This window comes from Methylobacterium gregans, from assembly GCF_022179245.1.
GTDB classification, from domain to species: Bacteria; Pseudomonadota; Alphaproteobacteria; order Rhizobiales; family Beijerinckiaceae; genus Methylobacterium; species Methylobacterium gregans.
The window spans coordinates 17362-42545 of sequence record NZ_BPQM01000030.1; the positions used below are offsets into that span (position 1 = coordinate 17362).

At 71.4% G+C, this 25184-nt stretch carries 25 protein-coding genes; 21 read left to right on the top strand and 4 right to left on the bottom strand.

From position 1 onward, the window contains the following. Positions 1–5 precede the first annotated feature (5 nt). The 6 genes from rnc to tsf all read left to right on the top strand — a co-directional run bounded on the left by rnc (position 6) and on the right by tsf (position 5660). Positions 6–764, top strand: a complete 759-nt coding sequence (gene rnc / locus MFF54_RS07600) for a ribonuclease III (RefSeq protein ID WP_238302015.1) — start codon at positions 6–8, stop codon at positions 762–764. Next, complete coding sequence (gene era / locus MFF54_RS07605; RefSeq protein ID WP_238302016.1) at positions 757–1713, top strand: GTPase Era; 957 nt, start codon at positions 757–759, stop codon at positions 1711–1713. Before rnc ends, era begins: the two co-directional genes overlap by 8 nt. An 11-nt stretch (positions 1714–1724) precedes the next feature. Beyond that, the gene (locus MFF54_RS07610; protein WP_238302017.1) at positions 1725–2639 is read left to right on the top strand and encodes a class I SAM-dependent methyltransferase; all 915 of its coding nucleotides are present in this window, start codon (positions 1725–1727) and stop codon (positions 2637–2639) included. Then, positions 2636–3367, top strand: coding sequence for a pseudouridine synthase (locus tag MFF54_RS07615; protein ID WP_238302018.1), 732 nt, complete (start codon positions 2636–2638; stop codon positions 3365–3367). Before MFF54_RS07610 ends, MFF54_RS07615 begins: the two co-directional genes overlap by 4 nt. A gap of 170 nt (positions 3368–3537) precedes the next feature. Beyond that, on the top strand, positions 3538–4599 hold the full coding sequence (locus MFF54_RS07620) for a 30S ribosomal protein S2 (protein ID WP_238302019.1): 1062 nt from the start codon (positions 3538–3540) through the stop codon (positions 4597–4599). A 134-nt stretch (positions 4600–4733) separates the two neighbouring features. Then, on the top strand, positions 4734–5660 hold the full coding sequence (tsf, locus tag MFF54_RS07625; RefSeq protein ID WP_238302020.1) for a translation elongation factor Ts: 927 nt from the start codon (positions 4734–4736) through the stop codon (positions 5658–5660). A gap of 260 nt (positions 5661–5920) precedes the next feature. Here the strand turns inward: tsf and MFF54_RS07630 are convergent, their stop codons facing one another. Further along, positions 5921–7114: a glycosyltransferase family 2 protein gene (locus MFF54_RS07630; protein ID WP_238302021.1), complete on the bottom strand. Its 1194-nt coding sequence runs from the start codon at positions 7112–7114 to the stop codon at positions 5921–5923. 268 nt (positions 7115–7382) lie between these two features. Here MFF54_RS07630 and pyrH point away from each other — a divergent pair, with 268 nt between their 5' ends. The 4 genes from pyrH (at position 7383) to dxr (ending at position 10860) form a co-directional block, all read left to right on the top strand. Beyond that, a complete protein-coding gene (gene pyrH, locus MFF54_RS07635; protein ID WP_238302022.1) occupies positions 7383–8102 on the top strand; it encodes a UMP kinase in 720 nt (239 codons plus the stop codon). Positions 8103–8225: 123 nt separating this feature from the next. Then, positions 8226–8789, top strand: a complete 564-nt coding sequence (frr, locus tag MFF54_RS07640) for a ribosome recycling factor (protein WP_109950723.1) — start codon at positions 8226–8228, stop codon at positions 8787–8789. Between the two features lie 26 nt (positions 8790–8815). Further along, entirely contained in the window at positions 8816–9667 is an 852-nt protein-coding gene (locus tag MFF54_RS07645; RefSeq protein WP_238302023.1) for a phosphatidate cytidylyltransferase, read from the top strand. Positions 9668–9681: 14 nt separating this feature from the next. After that, positions 9682–10860 carry a 1-deoxy-D-xylulose-5-phosphate reductoisomerase gene (gene dxr / locus MFF54_RS07650; protein ID WP_238302024.1) on the top strand — a complete coding sequence of 393 codons (1179 nt, stop codon included), beginning with the start codon at positions 9682–9684 and terminating at the stop codon, positions 10858–10860. A 10-nt stretch (positions 10861–10870) separates the two neighbouring features. On the opposite strand, the gene MFF54_RS07655 is transcribed toward dxr, so the two are convergent. Next, the gene (locus MFF54_RS07655; protein ID WP_238302025.1) at positions 10871–11527 is read right to left on the bottom strand and encodes a TetR/AcrR family transcriptional regulator; all 657 of its coding nucleotides are present in this window, start codon (positions 11525–11527) and stop codon (positions 10871–10873) included. Between the two features lie 122 nt (positions 11528–11649). On the opposite strand from MFF54_RS07655, the gene MFF54_RS07660 reads away from it, so the two are divergent. Together MFF54_RS07660 and MFF54_RS07665 are read left to right on the top strand one after the other, a co-directional pair. Further along, positions 11650–12843 (top strand): HlyD family secretion protein, encoded by a 1194-nt coding sequence (locus MFF54_RS07660; protein WP_238302026.1) that lies wholly within the window; start codon positions 11650–11652, stop codon positions 12841–12843. Positions 12844–12853: 10 nt separating this feature from the next. Continuing rightward, complete coding sequence (locus MFF54_RS07665) at positions 12854–14428, top strand: DHA2 family efflux MFS transporter permease subunit (protein WP_238302027.1); 1575 nt, start codon at positions 12854–12856, stop codon at positions 14426–14428. A gap of 126 nt (positions 14429–14554) precedes the next feature. On the opposite strand, the gene leuC is transcribed toward MFF54_RS07665, so the two are convergent. Continuing rightward, entirely contained in the window at positions 14555–15967 is a 1413-nt protein-coding gene (gene leuC, locus MFF54_RS07670; protein ID WP_238302028.1) for a 3-isopropylmalate dehydratase large subunit, read from the bottom strand. 257 nt (positions 15968–16224) lie between these two features. On the opposite strand from leuC, the gene MFF54_RS07675 reads away from it, so the two are divergent. Both MFF54_RS07675 and MFF54_RS07680 read left to right on the top strand, forming a co-directional pair. Then, positions 16225–17193 (top strand): 2-hydroxyacid dehydrogenase, encoded by a 969-nt coding sequence (locus MFF54_RS07675; RefSeq protein WP_238302141.1) that lies wholly within the window; start codon positions 16225–16227, stop codon positions 17191–17193. Beyond that, a complete protein-coding gene (locus MFF54_RS07680) occupies positions 17190–18086 on the top strand; it encodes an AprI/Inh family metalloprotease inhibitor (protein WP_238302029.1) in 897 nt (298 codons plus the stop codon). Before MFF54_RS07675 ends, MFF54_RS07680 begins: the two co-directional genes overlap by 4 nt. Positions 18087–18208: 122 nt before the next feature. Here MFF54_RS07680 and MFF54_RS07685 read toward each other — a convergent pair whose 3' ends face one another. Continuing rightward, on the bottom strand, positions 18209–18775 hold the full coding sequence (locus tag MFF54_RS07685) for a cytochrome b (RefSeq protein ID WP_238302030.1): 567 nt from the start codon (positions 18773–18775) through the stop codon (positions 18209–18211). 131 nt (positions 18776–18906) lie between these two features. Between MFF54_RS07685 and MFF54_RS07690 the strand changes: the two genes are divergently transcribed. From MFF54_RS07690 to alr, 7 genes are all read left to right on the top strand, one after another. Further along, positions 18907–19458 (top strand): glutathione peroxidase, encoded by a 552-nt coding sequence (locus tag MFF54_RS07690; RefSeq protein WP_238302031.1) that lies wholly within the window; start codon positions 18907–18909, stop codon positions 19456–19458. A gap of 283 nt (positions 19459–19741) precedes the next feature. Further along, on the top strand, positions 19742–20209 hold the full coding sequence (gene rpsF, locus MFF54_RS07695; RefSeq protein WP_238302032.1) for a 30S ribosomal protein S6: 468 nt from the start codon (positions 19742–19744) through the stop codon (positions 20207–20209). A gap of 3 nt (positions 20210–20212) precedes the next feature. Then, positions 20213–20464 carry a 30S ribosomal protein S18 gene (gene rpsR / locus MFF54_RS07700; protein WP_066921788.1) on the top strand — a complete coding sequence of 84 codons (252 nt, stop codon included), beginning with the start codon at positions 20213–20215 and terminating at the stop codon, positions 20462–20464. Positions 20465–20604: 140 nt separating this feature from the next. Next, on the top strand, positions 20605–21648 hold the full coding sequence (locus MFF54_RS07705) for a DUF2232 domain-containing protein (RefSeq protein WP_238302033.1): 1044 nt from the start codon (positions 20605–20607) through the stop codon (positions 21646–21648). A 35-nt stretch (positions 21649–21683) separates the two neighbouring features. Beyond that, positions 21684–22256 carry a 50S ribosomal protein L9 gene (gene rplI / locus MFF54_RS07710; RefSeq protein WP_238302034.1) on the top strand — a complete coding sequence of 191 codons (573 nt, stop codon included), beginning with the start codon at positions 21684–21686 and terminating at the stop codon, positions 22254–22256. A 229-nt stretch (positions 22257–22485) separates the two neighbouring features. Next, entirely contained in the window at positions 22486–23973 is a 1488-nt protein-coding gene (locus tag MFF54_RS07715) for a replicative DNA helicase (RefSeq protein ID WP_238302035.1), read from the top strand. A 118-nt stretch (positions 23974–24091) separates the two neighbouring features. Then, positions 24092–25177 carry an alanine racemase gene (gene alr, locus MFF54_RS07720; RefSeq protein ID WP_238302142.1) on the top strand — a complete coding sequence of 362 codons (1086 nt, stop codon included), beginning with the start codon at positions 24092–24094 and terminating at the stop codon, positions 25175–25177. Positions 25178–25184: the final 7 nt, after the last annotated feature.

Sequence of the window (25184 nt, forward strand, 5' to 3'; positions counted from 1 at the left end):
CTGACGTGACCGACGACGCCGCGCGTCCCTCCGCCGCCGCGCGGCGGGGACGGCGCCCCAAGCCGCCGCTGGGCCTGCTGGAGGCCCGCATCGGCCACAGCTTCGCCGACCGCGCCCTGCTGGAGCGGGCACTGACGCATGTCAGCAAGGCCGGCGGGCGCGGGGGCAGCTACCAGCGCCTTGAATTCCTCGGCGACCGAGTGCTGGGCCTCGCGGTGGCGGACCTGCTCTACGCCGCGCTGCCCGACGCCGACGAGGGCGAGCTGTCGCGCCGGCTCGCGGGCCTCGTGCGCCGGGAGACCTGTGCGGCGGTCTCGAATGCCTGGGAGGTCGGGCCGCACCTCGTGCTCGGCCAAGGCGAGGTCAGCGGCGGCGCGCGGCGCAACCAGACGATCCTGGCCGACGTCTGCGAGGCGATCCTCGGCGCGGTCTACCTCGATGCCGGCTACCTGAAGGCCCGCGAGATCGTGGAGGCCGCCTTCCGGCCGGCCGCGCTGACCGGTGCCCCCCGCGGGCGCGACGCCAAATCGGCCCTCCAGGAATGGGCGATGGCGCGCAGTCTCCCGCTGCCTACCTACGCGGTGGTGGAGCGCTCCGGGCCGGACCACGCGCCGCATTACCGCATCGCCGCGCAGGTCGAGGGGCTGGAGCCCGGGATCGGCGAGGGCCCCTCGAAACGGGTCGCCGAACAGGAGGCCGCCCGCGCGTTGATGGAACGGGAGGGCATCGCGGACGCCGCTCCGACGGAACCGAACGATGGCTGACGAGACACCCGACACCATATCCCAGGCACCGACTCCGCTGCCGGGCACACCGGATGGCGCGCGCGCGGGCTTCGTCGCGTTGATCGGCGTTCCGAACGCCGGCAAGTCGACGCTGCTCAACAGCCTCGTCGGCACCAAGGTCTCGATCGTCTCGCGCAAGGTGCAGACGACCCGCGCGCTGGTGCGGGGCATCGTGATCGAGGGCACGGCGCAGATCGTGCTGGTCGACACCCCCGGCATCTTCGCGCCCAAGCGCCGCCTCGACCGGGCGATGGTCCACTCCGCCTGGAGCGGGGCGGCCGATGCCGACGCGGTCTGCCTGCTGGTCGATGCCCGGAAGGGCGTGGACGAGGAGGTCGAGGCGGTGCTGGCCCGTCTGAAGGACGTGCGCCGCCCGCGCATCCTGATCCTCAACAAGATCGACCTGATCCCGCGCGAGCGCCTGCTGGAGCTCGCCGCCAAGCTCAACGGCCTCATCCCGTTCGAGCAGACCTTCATGGTCTCGGCGCTGAACGGCGACGGGGTCGAGACGCTGAAGCGGTCGCTCGCCGCCCTGATGCCCGAGGGGCCCTGGCTCTATCCCGAGGATCAGGTCTCGGACGCGCCCCTGCGCATGCTCGCCGCCGAGATCACCCGCGAGAAGATCTACGACCGCCTGCACGAGGAACTGCCCTACCGCTCCACCGTCGAGACCGACCAGTGGCAGATCCGGCCCGACGGCTCGGTGCGCATCGAGCAGACGATCTTCGTGGAACGCGAGAGCCAGCGCTCGATCGTGCTCGGCAAGGGCGGCCAGACCATCAAGGCGATCGGTCAGGCGGCCCGCATCGAGATCGCGGAGGCCGCGGACGCCAAGGTCCACCTCTTCCTGCACGTGAAGGTGCGCGAGAACTGGGCCGACGACCCCGCGCGCTACCGCGAGATGGGCCTCGAGTTCCCGCGGGGCTGACCCGCTTCCCCATGACCGAACCCACAGCCATCCTGTACGGCCTGCCCCCGGCCGAGCTCGCCGAGATCCCGGCGGGCGCCGCCCAGGTCTCGCCCCTGATCCCCGGCTCCGCGCGCCTGGAGGACGTGGCGCCCGGGAGCCTCGAGGCCGCCATCCTGCTCGCGCCGCCCGGCACGGTCGAGCGCCGCTATGCCCTGGCGCTGGCGCTCCGCGCGCTGAGGCCCGGCGGGCGTCTCACCACGCTCGCCCCGAAGGACCGCGGCGGCTCGCGGCTGGCGAAGGAACTCGCCGGCTTCGGCTGCGCGGTCGACGAGGAGGCGCGACGCCATCACCGCATCTGCGCCACGCCCCGCCCGGAGGCCCCCCGGGGCCTCGAGGAGGCGATCGCCGAGGGCGGTCCGCGCCACGTCGACAATCTCGCGCTCTGCACGCAGCCCGGCATCTTCTCCTGGGACCGGCTCGATCCGGGCAGCGCGCTGCTGCTGGCCACGCTGCCCCCCTTGCGCGGGCGCGGCGCCGATCTCGGCTGCGGCCTCGGGATCCTCGCCCGCGCGGTGCTGGCCTCGGAGGCGGTGACCATGCTCACCTGCATCGACATCGACCGCCGCGCCGTCGAGATGGCCCGGCGCAACCTCGGCGATTCCCGCGCGACCGTGCGCTGGGCCGACCTGCGCACGGCCGATCCGGATCTGACGAAGCTCGACTTCGTGGTGATGAACCCGCCCTTCCACGACGGCGGCGCCGAGGACCGGGCGCTCGGCCAGAGCTTCATCGCCCGCGCGGCCGCGAGCCTGCGGGCCGGCGGCGCGCTCTGGCTCACCGCCAACGCGCACCTGCCCTACGAGCGCGTGCTGGGCGAGGCCTTCGCGGAGGTGACGCTCAGGGCCTCGGCCAACGGCTACAAGGTCTACGAGGCGCGCAGATGAGCAAGGCGGTGCGCCTCGACAAGCTGCTCGCCAATCTGGGCTACGGCTCCCGCCGGGAGATCCAGGGCCTCGCCCGCGCGGGCGGCATCGTGCGCGACGGCGCCCCGATCGCAAATGCCGGCGCGCGCATCGTGCTCGACCCGGACCTGCCCGCCCGGATGCGGATCGACGGCGAATTCCTCGACCCGCTGCCCGGCCTCTGCCTGATGCTGCACAAGCCGCTGGGCGTCACCTGCTCCCACAAGGAGGCGGGCCCGCTGGTCTACGGCCTGCTCCCCGAGCGCTGGCGCCGGCGCGACCCGGCCCTCTCGACGGTCGGACGGCTGGACAAGGAGACCTCCGGTCTCCTCCTGCTCACCGACGACGGGGCGCTGCTGCACCGGATCATCTCACCGAAGGCGAGCGTGGCCAAGCGCTACCGCGTCACCCTCGACCGGCCGCTGAAGGGCGACGAGGGCGCGATCCTGGCCTCCGGCACCCTGATGCTGGAGGGCGAGGACCGTCCCCTCCTGCCGGTGGGCTTCGAGCCGGACGGCGCGACGCGCTGCACCGTGACGCTGACCGAAGGGCGCTACCACCAGGTCCGCCGCATGTTCGCGGCACTGGGCAACCATGTGACCGCGCTTCACCGCGACCGGGTCGGCGGCCTCGACCTTCCAGAGGATCTGGCGGCAGGCGATTATCGATTGATGGGGCCGGATGAGATCGCCGCGCTGTTCGCCGGCTGATCTGCGGTCCCGCGCCCATCGCGCGATTGCCTTCAGGGCCGCCCTCTGCTATGGGCCCGCCCATTCCACACGCGGGGCTGGCCTCATGACTGAATGAGGCGTTTCCGGTGGCTGGTCGGATCGGCCGGTCGCTTCCTCCGCGGCGGTATCAACCGGAGAACAAGTGAATCATGGCCGTCGATTTCACCATGCGCCAGCTCCTTGAGGCGGGCGCCCATTTTGGTCACCAGTCGCACCGCTGGAACCCGAAGATGCAGCCCTACATCTTCGGCACCCGCAACAACATCCACATCATCGACCTGGCCCAGACGGTCCCGGCGATGCACCAGGCCCTCCAGGCCGTCAGCGACACCGTCGCCCGCGGCGGCCGCGTGCTGTTCGTCGGCACGAAGCGCCAGGCCGCCGACACGATCGCCGACGCCGCCAAGCGCTCGGCCCAGTACTACGTCAACTCCCGCTGGCTCGGCGGCATGCTGACCAACTGGAAGACCATCTCGGGCTCGATCGCGCGCCTGCGCAAGGTCACCGAGACGCTCGAGACCGGCGGCCCCGGCCTTACCAAGAAGGAGCGCCTGATGCTGTCCCGTGAGAAGGACAAGCTCGAGAAGGCGCTCGGCGGCATCAAGGACATGGGCGGCGTGCCCGACCTGCTGTTCGTGATTGACACCAACAAGGAGCAGCTGGCGATCAAGGAGGCGAACCGCCTCGGCATCCCGGTCGCCGCCATCGTCGACACCAACTGCAACCCGGACGGCATCAGCTACATCGTCCCGGCCAACGACGACGCCGGCCGCGCCATCGCGCTCTACTGCGACCTCATCGCCCGCGCGGCGATCGACGGCATCTCGCGCGCTCAGGGCTCGTCGGGCGTCGATCTCGGCGCCTCCGAGGAGCCGATGGCCGAGGAGCTGCCGGCCAACGACGACCTCGCGGTCTCGTCCGAGGCGCTCGACCCGGCCGACGTGGCGCTGCTCGCCGAGTCGACCGAGCACTTCGAGCTACTCGCCGCCCCGCGCGGCGCGCCGGACGACCTGACCAAGCTCAACGGCGCCGGCCCGCAGATCGTGCAGAAGCTCAATGACGCCGGCATCTACCACTACTGGCAGATCGCCGCGATGAGCGCGGACGACGTCGCCAAGGTCGACGGCGACCTGAAGCTCAACGGCCGCATCGCCCGCGACGGCTGGGTCGACCAGGCCCGCGGCTTCGTCGAGGCCGCTGCAGCCGCCTGAGTCTTTTCAGAAGTCCGGGTCGGCTCTCGCCGATCCGGCTTCCCTGAGAAACCCATCTCCGGGCCCGGCGCTCCACAGGGCGCCGGGCCCTCTCATCTGACGGCTCCCACGGGAGCGAGACGAAAGGACCGGCCATGGCCAACATCACTGCCGCGATGGTGAAGGAGCTCCGCGAGAAGACCGGCGCGGGCATGATGGACTGCAAGGGCGCGCTGAACGAGACCCAGGGTGACCTCGAGGCCGCCGTCGACTGGCTGCGCAAGAAGGGCCTCGCCAAGGCCGCCAAGAAGGCCGGCCGCGTCGCCGCCGAGGGTCTGGTCGCCGTCGAGTCCGCCGGCCGCCACGCCGCGGTGGTCGAGGTGAACTCCGAGACCGACTTCGTCGCCCGCAACGACGCCTTCCAGGCCTTCGCCCGCGAGACCGCCAAGATCGCGCTCAACAGTGACGGCACGCTCGAGGGTCTCCAGGCCGCCCACTTCCCGGGCGCCAGCGAGACCGTCGCCGACAAGCTGCAGGGCCTGATCGCCACGATCGGCGAGAACATGACGCTGCGCCGCGTGACCAAGCTCGAGGTCGGCAAGGGCGTGATCGCGTCCTACGTGCACAACCAGATCTCCGAGGGCCTCGGGAAGATCGGCGTGCTGGTCGCGCTCGAGTCCGAGGGCGACGTGGACGCGCTCTCCGCGCTCGGCCGCCAGATCGCCATGCATGTCGCCGCGACCAACCCGGTGGCGCTCGACGCCTCGGGCGTCGACGCCGCGACGGTCGAGCGCGAGTCGAACATCCTGCGCGAGAAGAACGCCGGCAAGCCGGACCACGTCATGGCCAAGATCGTCGAGAGCGGCCTGAAGAGCTACTACAAGGAGGTCACCCTCTTGGAGCAGCCCTTCGTGCACGACGGCTCGAAGACCATCTCGCAGGTGCTCAAGGAAGCCGCCGGCAAGGTCGGCGCCCCGGTCACCCTGACCGCCTTCGTGCGCTACGCGCTCGGCGAGGGCATCGAGAAGGAAGAGGGTCCGGACTTCGCCACCGAAGTCGCCCAGCAGGCCGGCCGCGCCTGATCGGCCGAGGGCTGTACGTAATGGAGAAGCCCCGGCCGAGAGGCCGGGGCTTTTCTCGTTTTCGGGCCACCACGTCGCTCTCCCTCCCCCCTGTGCGGGGGAGGGTGGCGCCCGAAGGGCGACGGGAGAGGGGAACCCGGCTTCAGGCAAAGGCTCAGCGTCGATGCGGAGCGCATCCTGCACCGTCGCTCCCCTAACCCCACCCCGGCCTGGCGGCCGGCCCACCCTCCCCCGCAGAGGGGGGAGGGAAAGCGCACCCCTTACTGTCCCGGCGCGGTAGCAGACAGCGGCGATACGGAAGCGGCCTGCTCACCCCGCCGAAGCCTTGCGGCGATCCGCGAGACCGGCCTCAGCATCACCAGCGCGGCCCGCGCCAGACGGATCTGTCCCGGCAGTTGCCGCGGCCCGACCGGCCGGAAGACGAGGCGCGGGCTCGCGCGCTCGGCGGCCGCGACCGCCTCGCCGACGCGGGGCATCGCGGCGATCCGACGCGCCTCCTCGGCCGGCACACCGAGCCGACGCGCCCAGGCGAGGTCGCGCCCCATCCGGCCGGACGCGTGCAGACGGCGCAGGCGGTGGCGCAGCCAGCAGCGCAGCATCAGCCGGGGCACCCGCTCCATACGGGCGTCGCAGAGGGCATCGGGCTCCTCGCAGCGGGCGCGGATCGTGTCGGCGACGCCGCCGGGTGCCCGGCCCGAGAGCCGCGCCGAGATCGTCACCACCACGTCGCGCGGGTGGCGCACGCGAAAGCCCTGCTGCAGCAGGGCCGCCACGAAGGCGCCGTCCTCGCCCAGCGGGATCTCCGGCATGCCGCCGACCTGGGCGTAGGCGCCCGAGCGCACGGCGAGCGAGGCGCCGATCGTGGTGCGATGGCAGGGCCAGGGATCGTGCGGGTCCGGATCGAGGCAGGTCTCAATCTCGGTGATCAGTGCGTCGTACGCGTCCTCCAGCTTGCCGCGCGCCGGCAGCGAGGGCGGCAGCAGAGCGGCCTCCTCGGGGGCGAGCTCCACCCGACCGGCGACCGCATCGGCGCCGGCGTCGAGCGCCGCGAGGTTGCGGGCGACCCAGTCCGGCGGCACCCGGCTGTCGGCGTCCGAGGTCAGGATGGTGCCGGTCCCGGGTCCCGCCTCGATCCAGGCGGCGGCCGCGTCCATGGCGGCGCGGCGCGCCCAGCCCGCATGGGCCCGGTCGTAGGTCGCGGTGATCACCCGCACGGGCATGGGCAGGGTGGCCTGCAGGTCGGCGACGATGGCCTCCGTGCCGTCCGTGCAGTTGTTGAGGAACAGCACCAGCCCGAGCCGACCCGGGGCGAGCCCGGTCTGCGCTCCGATCGCCCGCAGGCAGGCCGCGATGCGCTCGGCCTCGTTGCGCACGGGGATCGCGATCACGACGTCGGGGCCGGCGGCGGGGACGAGAGCCTGCGAGGCGGCGGTCGGAAGAGCGGTGGGCGACACGAACGGCTCCGGTCGGATGGACCGCCGCACCGGGATACCCGGCCGCGTGGCCCTGGATCGCGCCGTCGGCCGCGGGTCGCAGGGCGCCCGCCGCTGCCGGCTTCATTCCCTCCCTAGTCCGGCCAAGCTGTACGATTGCCGAACGGATCGGCCTCGGCGACGAGCCGCGCCTGAACCAGCCCGGCAACCCTCGACGCCGCCGGGCCGGTTCGCGTAGAAGCCCCTCGGTTCGAGAGCAGGCCGGCCGCGCTCCGGCGGAGGAGTCTATATGCCGGAAACGCCCTTTCGCCGTGTCCTGGTGAAGCTCTCCGGCGAGGCGCTCGCCGCACCGGACGGCTACTGGCTCCACCCGCCGACGCTGGCAGGACTGGCCGAGGACATCGCCCGCACGATCGCGACCGGCATCCAGGTTGCCCTGGTGGTCGGCGGCGGCAACATGATCCGCGGCGCGCGCATCTCGCAGGCCGGCTTCATCGACCGGGCGACGGGCGACTCGCTCGGCATGATGGCGACCGTGATGAACTCGCTGGCGCTTGAGACCGCGCTGAACGCCGCGGGTGTCCAGGCGCGGACCATGTCGGCGGTCTCGATGCCGACGATCTGCGAGACCTTCGCGCGCCAGCCCGCGCTCCACCACCTCGACAAGGGGCAGGTCGTGGTGCTGGCCGGCGGCACCGGCAACCCGTACTTCACCACCGACACGGCGGCCGTGCTGCGTGCAGCCGAGCTGCGCTGCGAGGCCGTGCTGAAGGCGACCCAGGTGGACGGCGTCTACTCGGCCGATCCGAAGACCAACCCGGACGCAACGCGCTACGACCGCATCACCCACGACGAGGCGATCGCCCGCGACCTCAAGGTGATGGACACCGCCGCCTTCGCGCTGGCCCGCGAGAGCCGGCTCTCGATCGTGGTCGGCTCGGTCCACGCGCCGAGCTCGATCACCGCGATCCTGACCGGCGGCGCGCCCTGCACGCACGTGGTGCCGTAAGCCGGGGCGAAATCCGCCCGATCCGTTTGCGGGCGCTCCGGTTTTCGTTCATTGAGGCGCCGAACATCCGGGCCCGCGCGGCCCGGGCCCTTACCTTCCGCGAACGCGTCGGGATTTGACGAGATGGCCACACCGGACTTCGACCTCAACGACATCAAGCGCCGCATGCAGGGCGCGGTGGCCTCGCTCTCGAAGGATCTGGGGTCGCTGCGCACCGGCCGCGCCACCCCGAGCCTGCTCGACCCGATCCAGGTGGACGCCTACGGCTCGATGATGCCGATGGCCCAGGTCGCGACGGTGAGCGTGCCGGAGCCGCGCCTGCTCTCCATCTCGGTCTGGGACCGCAGCATGGTCACCGCTGTCGAGAAGGCGATCCGCGAGTCCGATCTCGGCCTCAACCCGCAGACGGAAGGGCAGACCATCCGGCTCCGCATCCCCGAGATGAACGAGCAGCGCCGCAAGGAGATGGTGAAGGTCGCCCACAAGTACGCCGAAGAGTCGCGCGTCGCCGTGCGCCACGTGCGCCGCGACGGGCTCGACCACCTCAAGAAGCTCCTGAAGGACAGCGCCATCTCGGAGGACGACGAGAAGCGCCAAGCCGGCGACGTGCAGAAGGCGACCGACCAATTCATCGCCGAGATCGATGGCGTGCTGGCCTCCAAGGAGAAGGAGATCATGCAGGTCTGACGCGAGACGCGTCGGGACCGCGCGTGATGGCGGGAGAAGCGGCACCGCCGCGGAAGGCCTTCGGCAGCCGGGAACTGGGTCTGCGCGTCCTCTCAGGATGCGTGCTGGCCGCGCTCGTCGTTTCGGGACTGGTTCTGGGCGGCTGGGCCTTCGCCGGCATCTGGCTCGCGGCCGCGATCGTCGGCGCGGGCGAGTGGATCGGCATGAGCCGCACGCTGCCGCGTCGCGCCCTCCTCGGCGTCACCGCGGTCACGCTCGCCGCGCTCACGATCTGCCTGGAGCGGGAGGTTCCCGTCTGGGTCGGCCTCACGATCCTCGCCGGTGGCGCGGCGGTCTGCCTCGCCCTCCCGCACGACAACCCGGGCCGGCTCCGAGCCCTCGGAGCCCTGCTCGGCGGGGCCGTGATCGCCCTGGTGCCGCCCGCTTTGCGCGACGCGCCGGAGATCGGCATCCTCGGCCCCGCCTGGATGTTCGCGGTGGTCTGGTCGACCGACATCGTGGCCTACTTCACCGGCCGCACCTTCGGCGGCCCGAAGCTGATGCCCGCGGTCTCGCCGAAGAAGACGTGGTCGGGCGCGATCGGCGGCCTCGTGGGCGCGGTCGTCGCCGGCACGGCCCTCGTCATGCTCGCCCGCCAGCAGGGCTGGAGCCCGCTGGCCGAGACCAACCTCGCCCTGGTGGCGCTGGTCAGCGCCGTGTCCTCGGTGCTGAGCCAGGCGGGCGATCTCCTCGAATCCGCCCTGAAGCGGCATTACGGGGTCAAGGATTCGGGCCGGTCGATCCCCGGCCACGGCGGCGTGATGGACCGCCTCGACGGATTTTTCGCGGTGGCGCTGCTCGCCGGCCTGTTCCTGGTCGCGCGGCGCCTCGCCGCCTGAAGGAGTTTTCTTCCGTGGCTCTCACCGTCTCCGTGCTCGGCGCGACCGGCTCGATCGGCCGCTCGACCACCGACCTCCTCGCCCAGCACGCCGATCGCTTCCGGGTCGGCGCGGTGGTGGGCGGGCGCGACGCGGCCGCGCTCGCCAAGCTCGCCCGCGCGATGAAGGCGGAGTTCGCCGCGCTCGCCGACGCGGCGGCCGGCCCGGCGCTCGCCGAGGCGCTCAGCGGTTCCGGCATCCCGAACGGGGCGGGCGAGAACGCGGTCATGGAGGCGGTTGCCCGCGACGCCGACATCGTGGTGGCGGCGGTGAGCGGGGCGGCCGGCCTCAAGCCCACCCACGCGGCGCTCCGCCTCGGCCGCACCGTGGCGCTCGCCAACAAGGAAAGCCTCGTCTGCGCGGGCGAGGCCTTCATGCGCGACGCCAAGCGCTACGGCGCGACCCTGCTGCCGGTTGATTCCGAGCACAACGCGCTCGCTCAGGCGCTCGGCCACGGCCCGGTCTCGGACGTCGCCAAGATGACGATCACGGCGTCGGGCGGCCCGTTCCGCACCTGGAACCGCGAGCGCATCGCGGCGGCCTCCGCGGCCGAGGCCGCCGCCCACCCGACCTGGTCGATGGGCATGAAGATCAACATCGATTCGGCCTCCCTGATGAACAAGGGGCTGGAGCTGATCGAGGCGCACCACCTGTTCGGCCTCGGCCACGACCGGCTCGACGCGATCGTGCACCCGCAATCGATCGTGCACGGGCTCGTCTACTGGCTCGACGGCGCGGTGACGGCGGGCCTGGCCATGCCCGACATGCGCGTGCCGATCGCCCACTGCCTGGGGCTGGGCGAGCGCCTGACCATCGCGCGTGGCCGGCCCCTCGACCTCGCGGCGGCGGGCAGCCTGACCTTCGAGCCGGTGGACGAGGAGCGCTTCCCCTGTCTGCGCATCGCCCGCGCGGCGCTCCGTGACGGCGGCGCGGCCCCGACCGTGATGAACGCGGCCAACGAGATCGCGGTGGCGGCCTTCATCCGCGGCGAGATCCCGTTCTACGGCATCGCCGATCTGGTCGAGCGGACCTGCACGCATTTTGCCGGCATCCACCGCAGCGCCCCCGCGGACGTGGACGAGGCCCTCGCCATCGACGCCGAGGCGCGGGCCTGGTCGGCGGAAGCGTTGCCGCGGCTGCGCGCGGCGGGCTGATCCGGCGGCCTCACACCTCCGGCCCGTACCCCGCGTGGAACACCCGCACCGCCTCCGTGACCCGGTGGCGGATCTCGTCGTCGGTCGGCGCCGCGCCCGCGTTGAACAGGAGGCGCGTCAGCATCCCGGCCTGGCAGAGTTGCAGGAAGTGCTTGGCGGCGAGCTCCGTATCGCAGGCCCGCAACCGTCCGGCCGTCACCTGCGCGTCGAGATAGGCTTTGAGCCGCCCGACGCCGCAGGCCGGCCCGGCCTCGTAGAAGGCCTGCCCGAAACGGGGGAACTTCTCGCAGGCGCCGATCACCATGCGGATGATCGAGACATGCTCCGGCCGCGCCATCATCGCGAGGTAGCTGGCACCCAGCCGTGTCAGCACGGCGCGCACGTCCGGGTCCGCCTCGTCGAGACGGAACAGGTTCTCGGCGAGCCCTTCCTTCTCCTCGACCGTCAGGGCCTCGAACAGCGCCTCCTTGCTATCGAAGTAGACGTAGAGCGTGCCCTTCGAGACGCCGGCGGCCTTCGCGATCTCGCCCATGCTGGCGCCGTCGAAGCCCGAGGCCATGAAGACCTGCCGCGCGCCTTCAAGGATCTGGCGGCGCTTCTCGCCCTCGCCCGAGGATGGCCCCGGCTGGGTGCCCTGCCCCCGCGTCAGTGTCGCCGCGCCCGTCATCGCCACCGCTCAGATTGACCGAACCGTTCAGTCAGTGATACGTACTGCCTCGATCCGGTCTCCGTCAACTCGGCCCGGATAATGACCGAACGGTTCGGTCAACAGTATCGAGGATGAGCGACATGTCGCTGCGCGAGGATGCCGACCGGTCGGACAGCGCCGTCGAGGTCTCCGAGCCGGAGGAGAGCGGCGGAGCACGCGCCGCGTCGCGCGCTCACGTCCTGCCGGCGTCGCCCGCCGCGAAGCCCCGCCGCCCGCTGCGCCGCGTTGTTCTGGCCCTGCTGCTCTGCGCCGCGCTCGGCGGGGGCGGCTACGCGGGCTGGCAATGGTGGACGGTTGGGCGCTTCTTCGTGAGCACGGACGACGCCTACGTCCAGGCGGACATCTCGGTGCTCGCCGCCAAGGTCCCGGGCTATCTCGCGGCGGTGCCGGTGGTGAACGGGCAGGCCGTGAAGGCGGGCGCGGTGATCGCCCGGCTCGACGACGGCGACTACCGGCTCGCCCTGAAGGCGGCGCAAGACAAGCTCGCCACCCAGGAGAGCACGATCCAGCGCATCGGCCGGCAGGCCGAGGCGGCGCAGGCGCAGGTGCTGCAGAGCGCCGCCCAGATCGATGCCGCCAAGGCCGACGCCGTGCGGGCGGGCGCCGACTACGCCCGCGCCACGCAGATGCAGGCGGATTACGTCGCCAAATCCCGCCTCGACCAAGCGAAGGCCGACCGCGACCGCACGGAGGCCGCCGTGAAGTCGGCCGAGGCGGCGCTGGCGGCGGCGCGCGCCAACGTCGCGGTGCTGCAGGCCCAGACCCGTGAGGCGGAGAGCCTCGCGGCGGAGCTGCGCACGGCCGTTGACCGGGCGCGGCGCGACCTCGATTTCGCGGTGATCCGCGCGCCCTTCGACGGGGTTGTCGGCAACAAGGCGGTCGAGGCCGGCGCCTACGTGTCGCCGGGCTCGCGGGTCGCCGCCCTGGTGCCGCTCCAGAGCGTGCGGGTGGACGCGAACTTCAAGGAGACCCAGCTCGTGCGCGTCCGCCCCGGCCAGGAGGTCCACATCCACGTGGACGCCTATCCGGATCGCGACATCGTCGGCACGGTGGAATCGCTCTCTCCGGCCTCCGGATCGGTCTTCAGCCTGCTGCCGCCCGACAACGCGACCGGCAACTTCACCAAGATCGTGCAGCGCCTGCCGGTGCGCGTCCACGTCCCCGAGGACGTTGCCCGCGAGGGCCTGCTGCGCCCCGGCCTCTCGGTGGTGGTGAAGGTCGACACCCGCGACGGCGCCGACGCGCCGGTCCAGACGCTCGCCGCCCGGCGCTGAGGCCGACGCCATGGCCGCCACCGCCGCAGCCGGATCCGTCCCGGCCGACCCGCCGCTCGACCGCCGCCGCATGGTGGCGTTCGTCTGCATGGTCTTCGGCATGTTCATGGCGATCCTGGACATCCAGATCGTCTCGGCCTCCCTGAACGAGATCCAGGCCGGCCTCTCGGCCTCTGGCGACGAGATCCCCTGGGTGCAGACGAGCTACCTCATCGCCGAGGTCATCTCGATCCCGCTCTCGGGCACGCTCTCGCGGGTGCTCTCGACGCGCTGGATGTTCTCGATCTCGGCCGGCGGCTTCACGCTGATGAGCCTGATGTGCGCGACTTCCTCGTCGATCGGCGAGATGATCGTCTGGCGCGCCGCGCAGGGGTTCATCGGCGGCGGCATGATCCCGACCGTGTTCGCCTCCGCCTTCACGATCTTCCCGCCCTCGAAGCGCACGATCGTCTCGCCGATGATCGGCCTCGTGGCGACGCTTGCGCCGACCATCGGTCCGACGGTCGGCGGCTACCTCACCGACCTGTTCTCCTGGCACTGGCTGTTCCTGATCAACATCGTGCCGGGCATCTTCGTCACGGTCTCGACCTGGTTCCTCGTCGATTTCGACCGGCCGAACCTCGATCTCCTGAAGTCCTTCGACTGGGCCGGCCTCGCCTTCATGGCGGGCTTCCTCGGCTGCCTCGAATACGTGCTCGAGGAAGGCCCGAACCACGACTGGCTGCAGGACGAGGCGGTCTTCGTCTGCGCGCTCGTCTGCACCGTCTCGGGCCTGCTGTTCTTCTGGCGCGTCTTCACGGCGCGCCAGCCGATCGTGGACCTGCGCGCCTTCTCGGACCGCAACTTCGCGGGCGGCTGCGTCTTCAGCTTCGTGATGGGCATCGGCCTCTACGGGCTGACCTACCTCTACCCGGTCTATCTCGCGCGCGTGCGCGGCTACTCGGCGCTGCAGATCGGCGAGACCATGTTCGTCTCAGGCCTCTGCATGTTCGCGACCGCCCCGATCGCCGGCAAGCTGTCGGCTAAGCTCGACCCGCGGGTGATGATGGCGATGGGGTTTTCCGGCTTCGCGGTCGGCACCTGGATTGTCACCGGGCTGACGAAGGATTGGGACTTCTGGGAGCTGCTGCTGCCGCAGGTGCTGCGCGGCTGCTCGCTGATGCTCTGCATGATCCCGATCAACAACATCGCGCTCGGCACCCTGCCGCCGGAGCGGATGAAGAACGCTTCGGGCCTGTTCAACCTCACGCGCAACCTCGGCGGCGCGGTGGGGCTGGCGCTGATCAACACGGTGCTGAATGCCCGCTGGGACCTCCATCTCGCGCGGCTGCACGAGCGCTTCACCTGGGCGAACACGGCCGCTCTGGAGCGCCTCGACGCGATGCGCCGCCAGTTCGAGGTGCTGGGTGGCGACGCCAACGGCATGGCGCTCAAGGCCATCACCAACACGGTGCGGATCCAGGGGCTGGTGATGAGCTTCGAGGACGTGTTCCTCGTCCTCACCGTACTCTTCCTGGCGATGGCCTGCGGCACCCCGCTGATCCGCCGACCACGCGGAGCAGCACCAGCCGGGGCTGGGCACTGAATCGCACTCCCTCTCCCTATGGGAGAGGGGACCCGCGCTTTGTCTGGGAGCCTGTCCAGGGCGTCGATGAAAAAAGCCCGCCCCGGTAAACCGGAGCGGGCTTCGGCAGACGTCGGGAGCGGGCGGTCAGCCCTGCGGCCACTCGCGGATGTCGACGAAGCGGCCGGCCACCGCCGCGGCGGCGGCCATCGCCGGGGAGACGAGGTGCGTGCGCCCGCGCGGGCCCTGGCGGCCCTCGAAGTTGCGGTTCGAGGTCGAGGCGCAGCGCTCGCCCGGACGCAGCTTGTCCGGGTTCATGCCCAGGCACATCGAGCAGCCCGGCTCGCGCCAGTCGAAGCCCGCGGCCTTCAGGATCTTGTCGAGACCCTCGGCCTCGGCCTGCGCCTTCACGAGGCCGGAGCCCGGCACGATCATCGCCGAGACGCTCTGGTGCACCTTGCGGTCGCCGACAACGCGGGCGACCTCGCGCAGGTCCTCGATGCGCCCGTTGGTGCAGGAGCCGATGAAGACCCGGTCGAGGGTGATGTCGGTGATCCGCGTGCCCGGCGTCAGGCCCATATAGGCCAGCGCCTTCTCCTTCGACTGCCGCTTGTTCTCGTCGGTGATCGCGGCCGGATCCGGCACGAGGCCCTGGACCGAGATCACGTCCTCGGGGCTCGTGCCCCAGCTGACGATCGGGGGGAGGTTGGCCGCATCGAGCCGGACCTCGCGGTCGAAATGGGCACCCTCGTCCGTGACAAGGCTCTCCCAGTAGCGGCGTGCCGCGTCGAAGGCCGCGCCCTGCGGCGCCTTCGGCCGGCCCTTCACGTACGCGAAGGTGGTCTCGTCGGGCGCCACCATGCCGGCGCGGGCACCGCCCTCGACCGACATGTTGCAGATCGTCATCCGGCCCTCCATCGAGAGCGCGCGGATGGCTTCGCCGGCATATTCGAGCACGTGGCCGGTGCCGCCCGCCGTGCCGATCTCGCCGATGATCGCCAGGATGATGTCCTTCGCGGTGACCCCCGGCGGCAGGGTGCCGTCGACGGTGACCCGCATGTTCTTGGCCTTCTTCTGCACCAGCGTCTGGGTGGCGAGCACGTGCTCGACCTCCGAGGTACCGATGCCGTGCGCCAGCGCCCCGAAGGCGCCGTGCGTCGAGGTGTGCGAGTCGCCGCAGACGATCGTCTGACCGGGCAGCGTGAAGCCCTGCTCCGGCCCGATGATGTGGACGATGCCCTGGCGGCGATCCAGCGCGTCGTAGAACTCGATGCCGAAGTCGCGCACGTTCTCGGCCAAGGCCTCGAGCTGCGTGCGGCTCTCCGGATCCTCGATTCCCGCCCTGCGGTCGGAGGTCTGGACGTTGTGGTCCACGACCGCGAGCGTCTTCTCGGGGTGGCGCACCTTGCGGCCGGCGACGCGTAGGCCCTCGAACGCCTGGGGGCTCGTCACCTCGTGTACGAGGTGGCGGTCGATGTAGAGGAGGCTGGTGCCGTCCGGCTGAACATCGACGACGTGGTCGTCCCAGATCTTGTCGTAGAGCGTGCGCGGGCTTGCCATGGCTTGAGTATTCGCTGTGGAGACCATCCGGGGCACCCGATGCACCCGGCTTGGAACCTCCCTTAGTAGGGGTCTAAGGCAGGAATCGGAAGAGGTCCCGCGCCGCTGCCGCGAGATGGCTGGCCGGCTTCTGTCGCACGGGTGCTCCGGCGGGCCACGACAACGCGGTCGGATGCGGTATGTGGGACGGGAGAGGCGTGCCCCGCGCGCCGGCCGGAGTCCGAACCGTGAGCGAGCCCGCCCCGCCCGAGATCCTGATGCTCCGGCCGATGCACACGGTCGTGGCGGAGGGCCTCGGTGCCCGCCACACCCTGCACCGGCTCGACACCGCCGCCGACCCGGAGGCGCTCCTCGCCGAGGTCGCGCCCCGCATCCGCGGCCTCGCGGTCGGCGCGCAGACGCCGGTCGACGCCGCCCTGATGGACCGGCTGCCGAATCTGGAGATCATCGCCAATTTCGGCGTCGGCTACGACACGGTCGATGCCCGGGCAGCCGCCGCGCGGGGCATCGTCGTCACCAACACCCCGGACGTGCTCACCGACGAGGTGGCCGACCTGACGCTCGGCCTGCTGCTGGCGACGCTCCGCCGGATCCCGCAGGCGGAGCGCTACCTGAGGGCCGGGCGCTGGCCCGAGGCGCCGTTCCCGCTCTCGCCCTCCTTGCGCGGGCGCCGGATCGGCATCCTGGGCCTCGGTCGGATCGGGCAGGCCATCGCGCGCCGGCTCGAAGGGTTCGGGGTCGCGATCGCCTATCACGGGCGCTCCCGGCAGGCGGACGTTCCTTACGCCTACCACCCGACCCTGCTGGGCCTCGCCGAGGCGGTGCACGTGCTGATCGTGGTGGCGCCGGGCGGCCCGGAGACCGCCGGCCTCATCGACGCCGCCGTGCTGCGGGCGCTGGGGCCGGAGGGCGTTCTGATCAACGTCGCCCGCGGCAGCCTCGTGGACGAGGCGGCGCTGGCAGCAGCGCTGCGGGAGGGCACCATCCAGGCGGCCGGGCTCGACGTCTTCGCGAAGGAGCCGCACGTGCCGGCGGAGCTCATCGGCCTCGACAACGCGGTGCTGCTGCCGCATGTCGGCTCGGCCTCGCACCACACCCGGGCGGCGATGGGCCAGCTCGTGGTCGACAACCTGCTCTCGTGGTTCGAGGGCCGCGGGCCCCTGACGCCGGTGGCCGAGACGCCCTGGCGGGCCGTCGCCGGGACATCCGGGAAAGCCGGGGCGTGAGACGGATCCTCCTCATCGCGCTTGCCGGCACCTTCGGCCTCGGCGGCGCAGCGGCGCAGGAGGCAATCCCCGCGCAGCCGCCACAGCTGCCGCCCCTGATGCCGTCCGCTCCACCGGACGTGCCTCCGTCCGCGCCGGAGGCGGTGCCGGCCGCGACGCCGCCCGCCGATCGCCTGCCCGACCGCTTCACCGGCGTGCCGGGCACCTGGGATCTCTCGCGCGACGGGACCAACCGGCGCTGCGTGATGACGCTCGGCATCGACAACGGGCCGGTGGGCCGCAAGCTCGCTTTCCCGGCGGGCTGCCGCCGGGCGCTGCCGATCACCGCCACGATGGTCGGCTGGCTCTACACCGAGGGCGGCGTGCGCCTCGTCGACAAGGACGTGCGCCCGCTCCTGATCTTCACGGCGCGGCCCGACCGCGGCAGCTACGGCGCGAAGGCCGAGAGCGGCGAGGTCTACAGCTTCGTGCCCCTCGACATCGCGGCGATGCGCCCGCCCGCGCCGGACACATCCCAGCCCTCGGCCGCGACGCCCCCGGAGGCCGCTCCGCCATCAGCCGGACAGCCCTCCGCCGGGCAGGCGGCCGCGGCCGCGATTCCCGCTCCGGCGGGGGGCGAGCCCGCACCCGGCCTCTACGCGCTCGACCGCTACCGCGACCGCGACGTCTGCCGTCTCGAACTCGCCAGCGGCGGGAACGTGACGTTGCTGCCGGGCTGCCGGGACAGCGGGGTCGAGGTGTTCGGACCCGCCACCTGGAGCTTCGGTGCCGGCCGACTGACGCTGAAGGCCCGGCGCGGCCACACGGTCGGTCTGGTGCCGACCGGCGAGGGCGCCTGGCGGCGCGACCCGGAGACCGGCACCACCTTCATCCTGCGCCGCGTCGAGCCGTAGAACGCGGCTGATCCCTTCCATGCCATCGTCACGGCGTCAGCCCGGGGCCGCGAAGCGGCGCCCCGGAATGACGGCGGAGGGGCTACCGGCAGAACGGCTGAGATCCGCCCCGGTCACCCGCCCTAGCCGACCTGATCCTGCACCGGCATCATGCGCTCGTGCAGGCCGTCGCGGCGGATCGCGACGTGCCAGACGGTCGCCAGGATGTGCAGGCCGACCAGGAGGTAGACCGCCCATTGCCCGACGAGGTGGACCGAGTGGAAGATCTTCTGCAGCCCCTCGTCCTTCGGCAGGCCCGGCACGGTGAACAGCCAGAAATACGGCGTCGCGCGGCCCGCCAGCGCGCTGAGCAGGTAGCCGCTCACCGGCATGATCAGGAAGACCGCGTAGAGGAGCCAGTGGTTAATCCGCCCGAGCACCGCGAGCGCGGCCGGCATTCTGGGCTCGGGCGGCGCCGGGTGGAGGATGCGCCAGACGATGCGCAGGACCACGAGAGCGAAGAGCGTCAGTCCCACCGACTTGTGCAGCACGAACAGGTCGCCCTTGGCCGGCGCGTCCCGGGCCAGGCTCGTCGCCACCCAGGCGAGCGGCAGCACCGCGGCGACGAGAAGCGCGGTCAGCCAGTGCAGGGCCTGGGCGATGCCGTTGTAGCGCGGCATGCCGGAGGCGGTGACGTAGGTGGGCGGCATCGGATCCTCCGGGCGCGGTCTGGACTTGATCCAAGTTAGATCCGCCGGCGGCGAAGGACATCCCTCCTGTAGACCGGTTGGTCGATCGCGCTACAAAACAGGCTTCGAAGCTTTCTCTGGAGGAGGACGTCATGACCCTGCTGCGTCGCGAGGCCCTCGTTCTGTTCGGCGCCGCGCTGGCCTGCCCCGCCCGCGCGGCCGATGGCCGGGCCACCGAGTTCACCTTCGAGAAGCCGGAGGGCGGCGCGTTGCCGCTCGCCGGGTACAAGGGCCGCCCGATCCTCGTGGTCAACACCGCGACCGCCTGCGGCTTCGCCGGTCAGCTCTCGGGCCTCCAGACCCTGTGGACCCGGTTCCAGGATCGCGGCCTCGCGGTCATCGGCGTCCCCTCCCCCGATTTCGGCAACCAGGAGCCCCTCGACGGGGCGGCGATCGCCGAGGCCGCGCGGAAGAACCACGGCGTCACCTTCCCGCTCACCGCCAAGACCCGGGTGAAGATGCCGAACGCCCACCCCTTCTACGCCTGGGCGGCCGCCGAGCGGCCGGGCGAGACCCCGCGCTGGAACTTCCACAAGTACCTGATCGCCCGGAACGGCACTCTGGCCGGCGCCTTCGCCACCCCGGTCGAGCCGAACGACCCGCGGGTGATCTCGGCCATCGCCGCGGAACTGGACAAGGCCTGAGCGCGCCTGGGGCGCCGTCCGCCCAGCCGCCCGCCCTCTTGCCAAACCTGAAAAAACCCCCTATGCGCCGGCCCTCGCGTTCGCTCCGGCCGGGGGCTGAACGGACGGTGCCGCTCGTCGGCACAGGATCCTCGGATCCGTCGTCCGGTGTCTCCGCCTTCGATCAACCGCTCGGGCCATCATCACGGCTCGAAGGGCTTGGCGCCGGGCAAGCGTGAACGAACCGGCCCGGCTCCCGCTCAATCCGCGCGTCCCGGGCCTCATCCACGATGAAAGGCCCGAAATGCCTCTCTACGAGCACGTGCTCCTCGCCCGCCAGGACGTGACGTCCCAGCAGGTCGAGACCATGATCGACACCTACAAGGGTGTGATCGAGCAGAACGGCGGCCGTCTCGAGAAGATCGAGATGTGGGGCGTCAAGTCCCTCGCCTACCGCATCAAGAAGAACCGCAAGGCGCACTTCGCGCTCCTCAACATCGACGCCCCCCCGGCCGCGATCGCCGAGATGGAGCGCCAGATGCAGATCTCGGAAGACATCCTGCGCTTCATGACGATCCGCGTCGAGGAGCTGGAGCAGGAGCCCTCCGCGATGATGCAGAAGCGCGACCGCGACGACCGTCGCGACCGCGAGCGCGGCCGTCGCCGCGACGACGAGGGCTTCGGTGGCGGCTTCGGCGGCGACCGCGGCGATCGTGGGGACCGTCCCGAGCGGGGCGAGCGTCCCGAGCGCAACTTCGGCGGGGAGAACTAAGTCATGGCCTTCGGTGCTGGTGGCGGCGGTGGCCGTCGTCCGTTCTTCCGTCGTCGCAAGACCTGCCCGTTCTCCGGCGCGAACGCGCCGAAGATCGACTACAAGGACGTGAAGCTCCTGTCGCGCTACGTATCGGAGCGCGGCAAGATCGTGCCGAGCCGCATCACCGCGGTCTCCGCCAAGAAGCAGCGCGAGCTGGCCCAGGCCATCAAGCGCTCGCGCTTCCTCGGCCTGCTGCCCTACGTCATCAAGTAGGCCGTCAGGCTGCCGGTCCGGGCTGCCCGGGCCGGCCTCCACATCAGCAGAAGACGACGCCTCTCACCGGTCGCCGTCATCGTTGGGGCGCACAGCGCCTCTAACCCCGGTCGTCCCAGACCGGCGGGACAGCGGAACCCATGACCCAGTATCTCGGCATCGGCATCGGCGCGGGCCTCGTCTCGGCCCTCCTGTTCGGCGTTCTCCTGAAAGGAACGCTGCTCGCCTTCGTGCTGAACCTCGTCTCGCCGCTCCCCATCCTGATCGTCGGCCTCGGCTGGAGCCACCGCGCCGCGCTCGCCGCCGCCGTCACCGGCAGCCTCGCGCTAGCGCTCGCGGTCTCGCCCTCGCTCGGCCTCGGCTTCGCCGCCTACCTCGCCCTGCCCGCGTGGTGGCTCGCCTACCTGACGCTCCTCGGCCGCCAGAACCCGGACGGCACCGGCGCAACCGGCACCACGGAATGGTACCCGACCGGGCGCCTGCTCGGCTGGGTCGGCACCACCGCGGGCGCCGCGGTCGTCGCCATCGCGCTGCTCTCCTCGTCGAGCTACGAGGCCTACGAGACGCAGATGCGTCAGCTCGCCGGCAACCTGATCCGGGTGCAGATGCGCGGGGCCCCGGCGCCCGCCCCCGTGCCGCGTGCCGAACAGGACGGCGAGCAGGCGGCCGAGCGCGGCCCCGAGGCGCCGGCCGAATCCGCCGACCCGAAGGTGAAGGCCCAGGCCGAGTTGCAGGCGGAGCTTGCCGAGGCGATGGGACGCCTGCTGCCCGGCATCGCCGCCACGGGCCTCGCCCTGCTCCTCGTCTTCTATCTCTGGGCCTCCGCCCGCATCGTGCGCCTCTCCGGCCGCCTGCTGCGGCCGTGGCCGGACATCCCCTCCACCATCATGCCGCGGGGCATGCTCGGCCTGCTCGCCGTCGCCGTCGTGCTCACTCTGGCGCCGGGCTATCTCGGCGTGTTCGGCACGGCGCTGGTCGGCGCGCTCTGCGCGGTCTTCGCGCTCCAGGGGCTCGCCGCCTTCCACGACCGCAGCCGCGGCCGTCCGGGCCGCGGGGCGCTGCTCTTCGGCCTCTACCTCATCCTCTTCGTGACGCAAGGCATCGCCCTCGTCGCGCTGACCCTGTTCGGCCTCGCCGATACCGCCCTCGACCGCCGCCGCCCCCGGGGCGGCCCGGCGACCTGAGATCCGTTCAAACACTCCCTGAAAGGAACAGAACCATGGAAGTCATCCTCCTCGAGCGCGTGGCCAAGCTCGGCCAGATGGGCGAGACCGTGAACGTCCGCCCGGGCTTTGCCCGCAACTTCCTCCTCGCCCGCGGCAAGGCTCTGCGCGCCACCGAGGCCAACAAGAAGCGCTTCGAGGACCAGCGCGCCCAGCTCGAGGCGCGCAACCTCGACCGCAAGAAGGACGCTGAGGCCGTCGCCGAGAAGCTCGACGGCCAGAACTTCATCCTGATCCGCCAGTCGGGCGAGACCGGCGTGCTCTACGGCTCGGTCTCCACCCGCGACCTCGCCGAGGTCGTCTCGAAGGATGGCTTCACCGTCGAGCGCGGCCAGTTCACCCTGAACCAGCCGATCAAGACGCTGGGCCTGCACACCGTGCCGGTCGTCCTTCACCCCGAGGTCGAGGTGAAGGTGACCGTCAACATCGCCCGCAGCCCCGAGGAGGCCGAGCGTCAGGCCCGCGGTGAGTCGGTCACCGAGCGCGAGGCGTTCAACCTCGACGACCTCGGCCTCGAGGTCGGCGCGGCGCTGGCCGATGCCGGCGAGGGCGCCGACGACCGCGGCTGAGCCGAGAGACCGGTGGACAACGGGGACGATCGTCCCCGAGGGTTGACCGGTTCCACATTTGTTCCAAACATGGACGCCCGCCGCTCCCCCGAGCGGCGGGCGTTCTTCGTGTCGCACCCGCGGCGCGCGGACGGCGCGGCAAGCATCGGTCAACCATACCGGTGCATGGTCCGCGCGAAGTGACGGTCGCGCGGCCCGCGGTGGGACGCGCCGGAGGAGCGACCTGCCGATGGCCCTGCCCAACGCCCTGACGGCCAAGCTCGAGGCGGTGCCGACCGAGTACCGGGTCCAGCCCCACAACATCGACGCGGAGCAGGCCCTGCTCGGCGCGATGCTGGTCAACAACGACGCCTATTACCGCGTCTCGGACTTCCTGCTCCCTGAGCACTTCATGGAGGAGGCGCACCAGCAGATCTTCACGGTCGCGGTGTCGCTGATCAAGGCGGGCAAGCTCGCCACACCCATCACCATGAAGACGTATCTCGGCGACGCCGATTTCGGCGGCCAGACGGTGATGCAGTACCTCGCGCGCCTGGCGGCGGACGCGACCACGGTCATCAACGCGGGCGAGTACGGCCGCACCATCTACGACCTCGCCATCCGGCGCCGGCTGATCAACATCGGCGAGGATCTGGTCAACGGCGCCTACGAGGCCCCGGTCGAGCAGGCGCCCCGCGAGCAGATCGAGCTGACCGAGCGCCGGCTCTACGAGCTGGCCGAGGCCGGCAAGTACGACGGCGGCTTCCAGAAGTTCTCGGACGCATTGACCGCCGCCATCGACATGGCGGCCAAGGCCTACCAGCGCGAGGGCAAGCTCTCCGGCATCGCCACGGGGCTCTCCGACCTCGACGCCAAGATGGGCGGCCTGCAGCCGTCGGACCTCATCATCCTCGCGGGGCGCCCGGCCATGGGCAAGACCTCGCTGGTGACCAACATCGCCTTCAACATCGCCAAGGCCTACCAGGGCGAGAAGGGGCAGGACGGCGTCACCAAGACCGTCAACGGCGGCATCGTCGGGTTCTTCTCGCTCGAGATGTCGGCCGAGCAATTGGCGACCCGCATCATCGCCGAGCAGTCCGGCGTGCCCTCCTACAAGATCCGCCGCGGCGACATCCGGCCGGAGGACTTCTACAAGATCACCGACGCCGCCCGGGACATGCAGACGATCCCGTTCTACATCGACCAGACCGGCGGTATCTCGATCGCGCAGCTCGCCGCCCGCGCGCGCCGCCTGAAGCGCCAGAAGGGCCTCGACCTCCTGATCGTGGACTACCTGCAGCTCCTCTCGGGCTCGTCCAAGAAGGGCGACAACCGCGTGCAGGAGATGACCGAGATCACCACCGGCATGAAGGCGCTCGCCAAGGAACTCTCGGTGCCGATCATCGCGCTCTCGCAGCTCTCCCGTCAGGTGGAGAACCGCGACGACAAGCGCCCGCAGCTCTCGGACCTGCGCGAATCGGGCTCGATCGAGCAGGACGCCGACGTGGTGATGTTCGTGTTCCGCGAGGAGTACTACGTCGGAAACAAGAAGCCGCGCGAGGGCACGGAGGAGTTCTTCGCCTGGGAAGCCGAGATGCAGCGCGTCCACGGCAAGGCCGAGGTGATCATCGGCAAGCAGCGCCACGGCCCCACCGGCACGGTCGAGTTGCAGTTCGACGCCAACATCACCCGCTTCTCGAACCTCGCTCAAAGCGACCGCCTGCCCGAGCCGATGTGATCCGCCCGCCCGGAGGGCGTGGCCGGCAGACGGCCCCGGCATGGATCGGCATTGCCGCGACGGCGTATAGGAGGGCGGAAACCCGCTGGACACCGGCGCTTGCCCGGAGGAACGAACGATTTCGCCCACCGAACCCGTCGGTCACGGCGCCCGCCTCACCGTCGATCTCTCCGCCATCGCCGAGAATTGGCGCCGCCTCGGCGCGCGGGCGCCCGGTACGCCCTGCGCGGCCGTGGTCAAAGCCGACGCCTACGGCTGCGGGCTCGCGGCGGTCGCCCCCGCCCTGTGGCGGGCGGGCTGCCGCACCTTCTTCGTGGCGCATCTCGCCGAGGGCGTGGCGGCGCGGCAAGCCGTCCCGGAGGCCACGATCTATGTGCTGAATGGCCTGCCGCCGGGCGGCGCCGACGCCTTCCTCCGCGACGACCTGCGCCCGGTCCTCGGCTCCCACGACGAGCTCGACGCCTGGGCGCAGGCGAGCGGCGGCGCGCGGCCGGCCGCGCTCCACGTCGACACCGGCATGAACCGGCTCGGCCTTTCGGTACCGGAGGCGCTGGCTCTGCGCGCCGATCCTCGCATCCGCGCCGCCGGCATCGACCTCGTGATGAGCCATCTCGTCAGCGCCGAGCTGCCGGAGGATCCGGTGAACGCCCGGCAGATCCGCGATTTCTCGGCCGCGCGCGCCGCCTTCCCGGAGATCCCAGCCTCGCTCGCCAATTCCTCGGGCATCTTCCTCGGAACCACCACGCACCACGACCTGCTGCGGCCGGGCTACGCCCTGTTCGGCGGCAACCCCACGCCAGGTCGGCCGAACCCGATGCGGCCCGTGGTGCGGCTGGAGGCTGAGATCGTGCAGGTTCGCGACGTCGCGGCGGGCACGGGCGCGGGCTACAACCACCGCTGGGTCGCGCCCGGCCCGCGGCGGCTGGCCACGCTCTCGCTCGGCTACGCGGACGGCTACCCGCGCGCGGCGAGCGGGCGCGGCCACGCGCTCGTCGGCGGGGTCGCGTGCCCGATCCTCGGCCTGATCTCGATGGACCTGATCATACTCGACGTCACCGAGGCGCCCGACGCCCGGCGCGGCGCGACCGCCGTGCTGATCGGCGACGCGCTCGACGTGGACAGTGTCGGGCGCGCGGCCGGCACGATCGGCTACGAGATCCTGACCGGGCTGGGTTCCCGGTATGTTCGCACCTATGTAGAGTGAGGCGGGA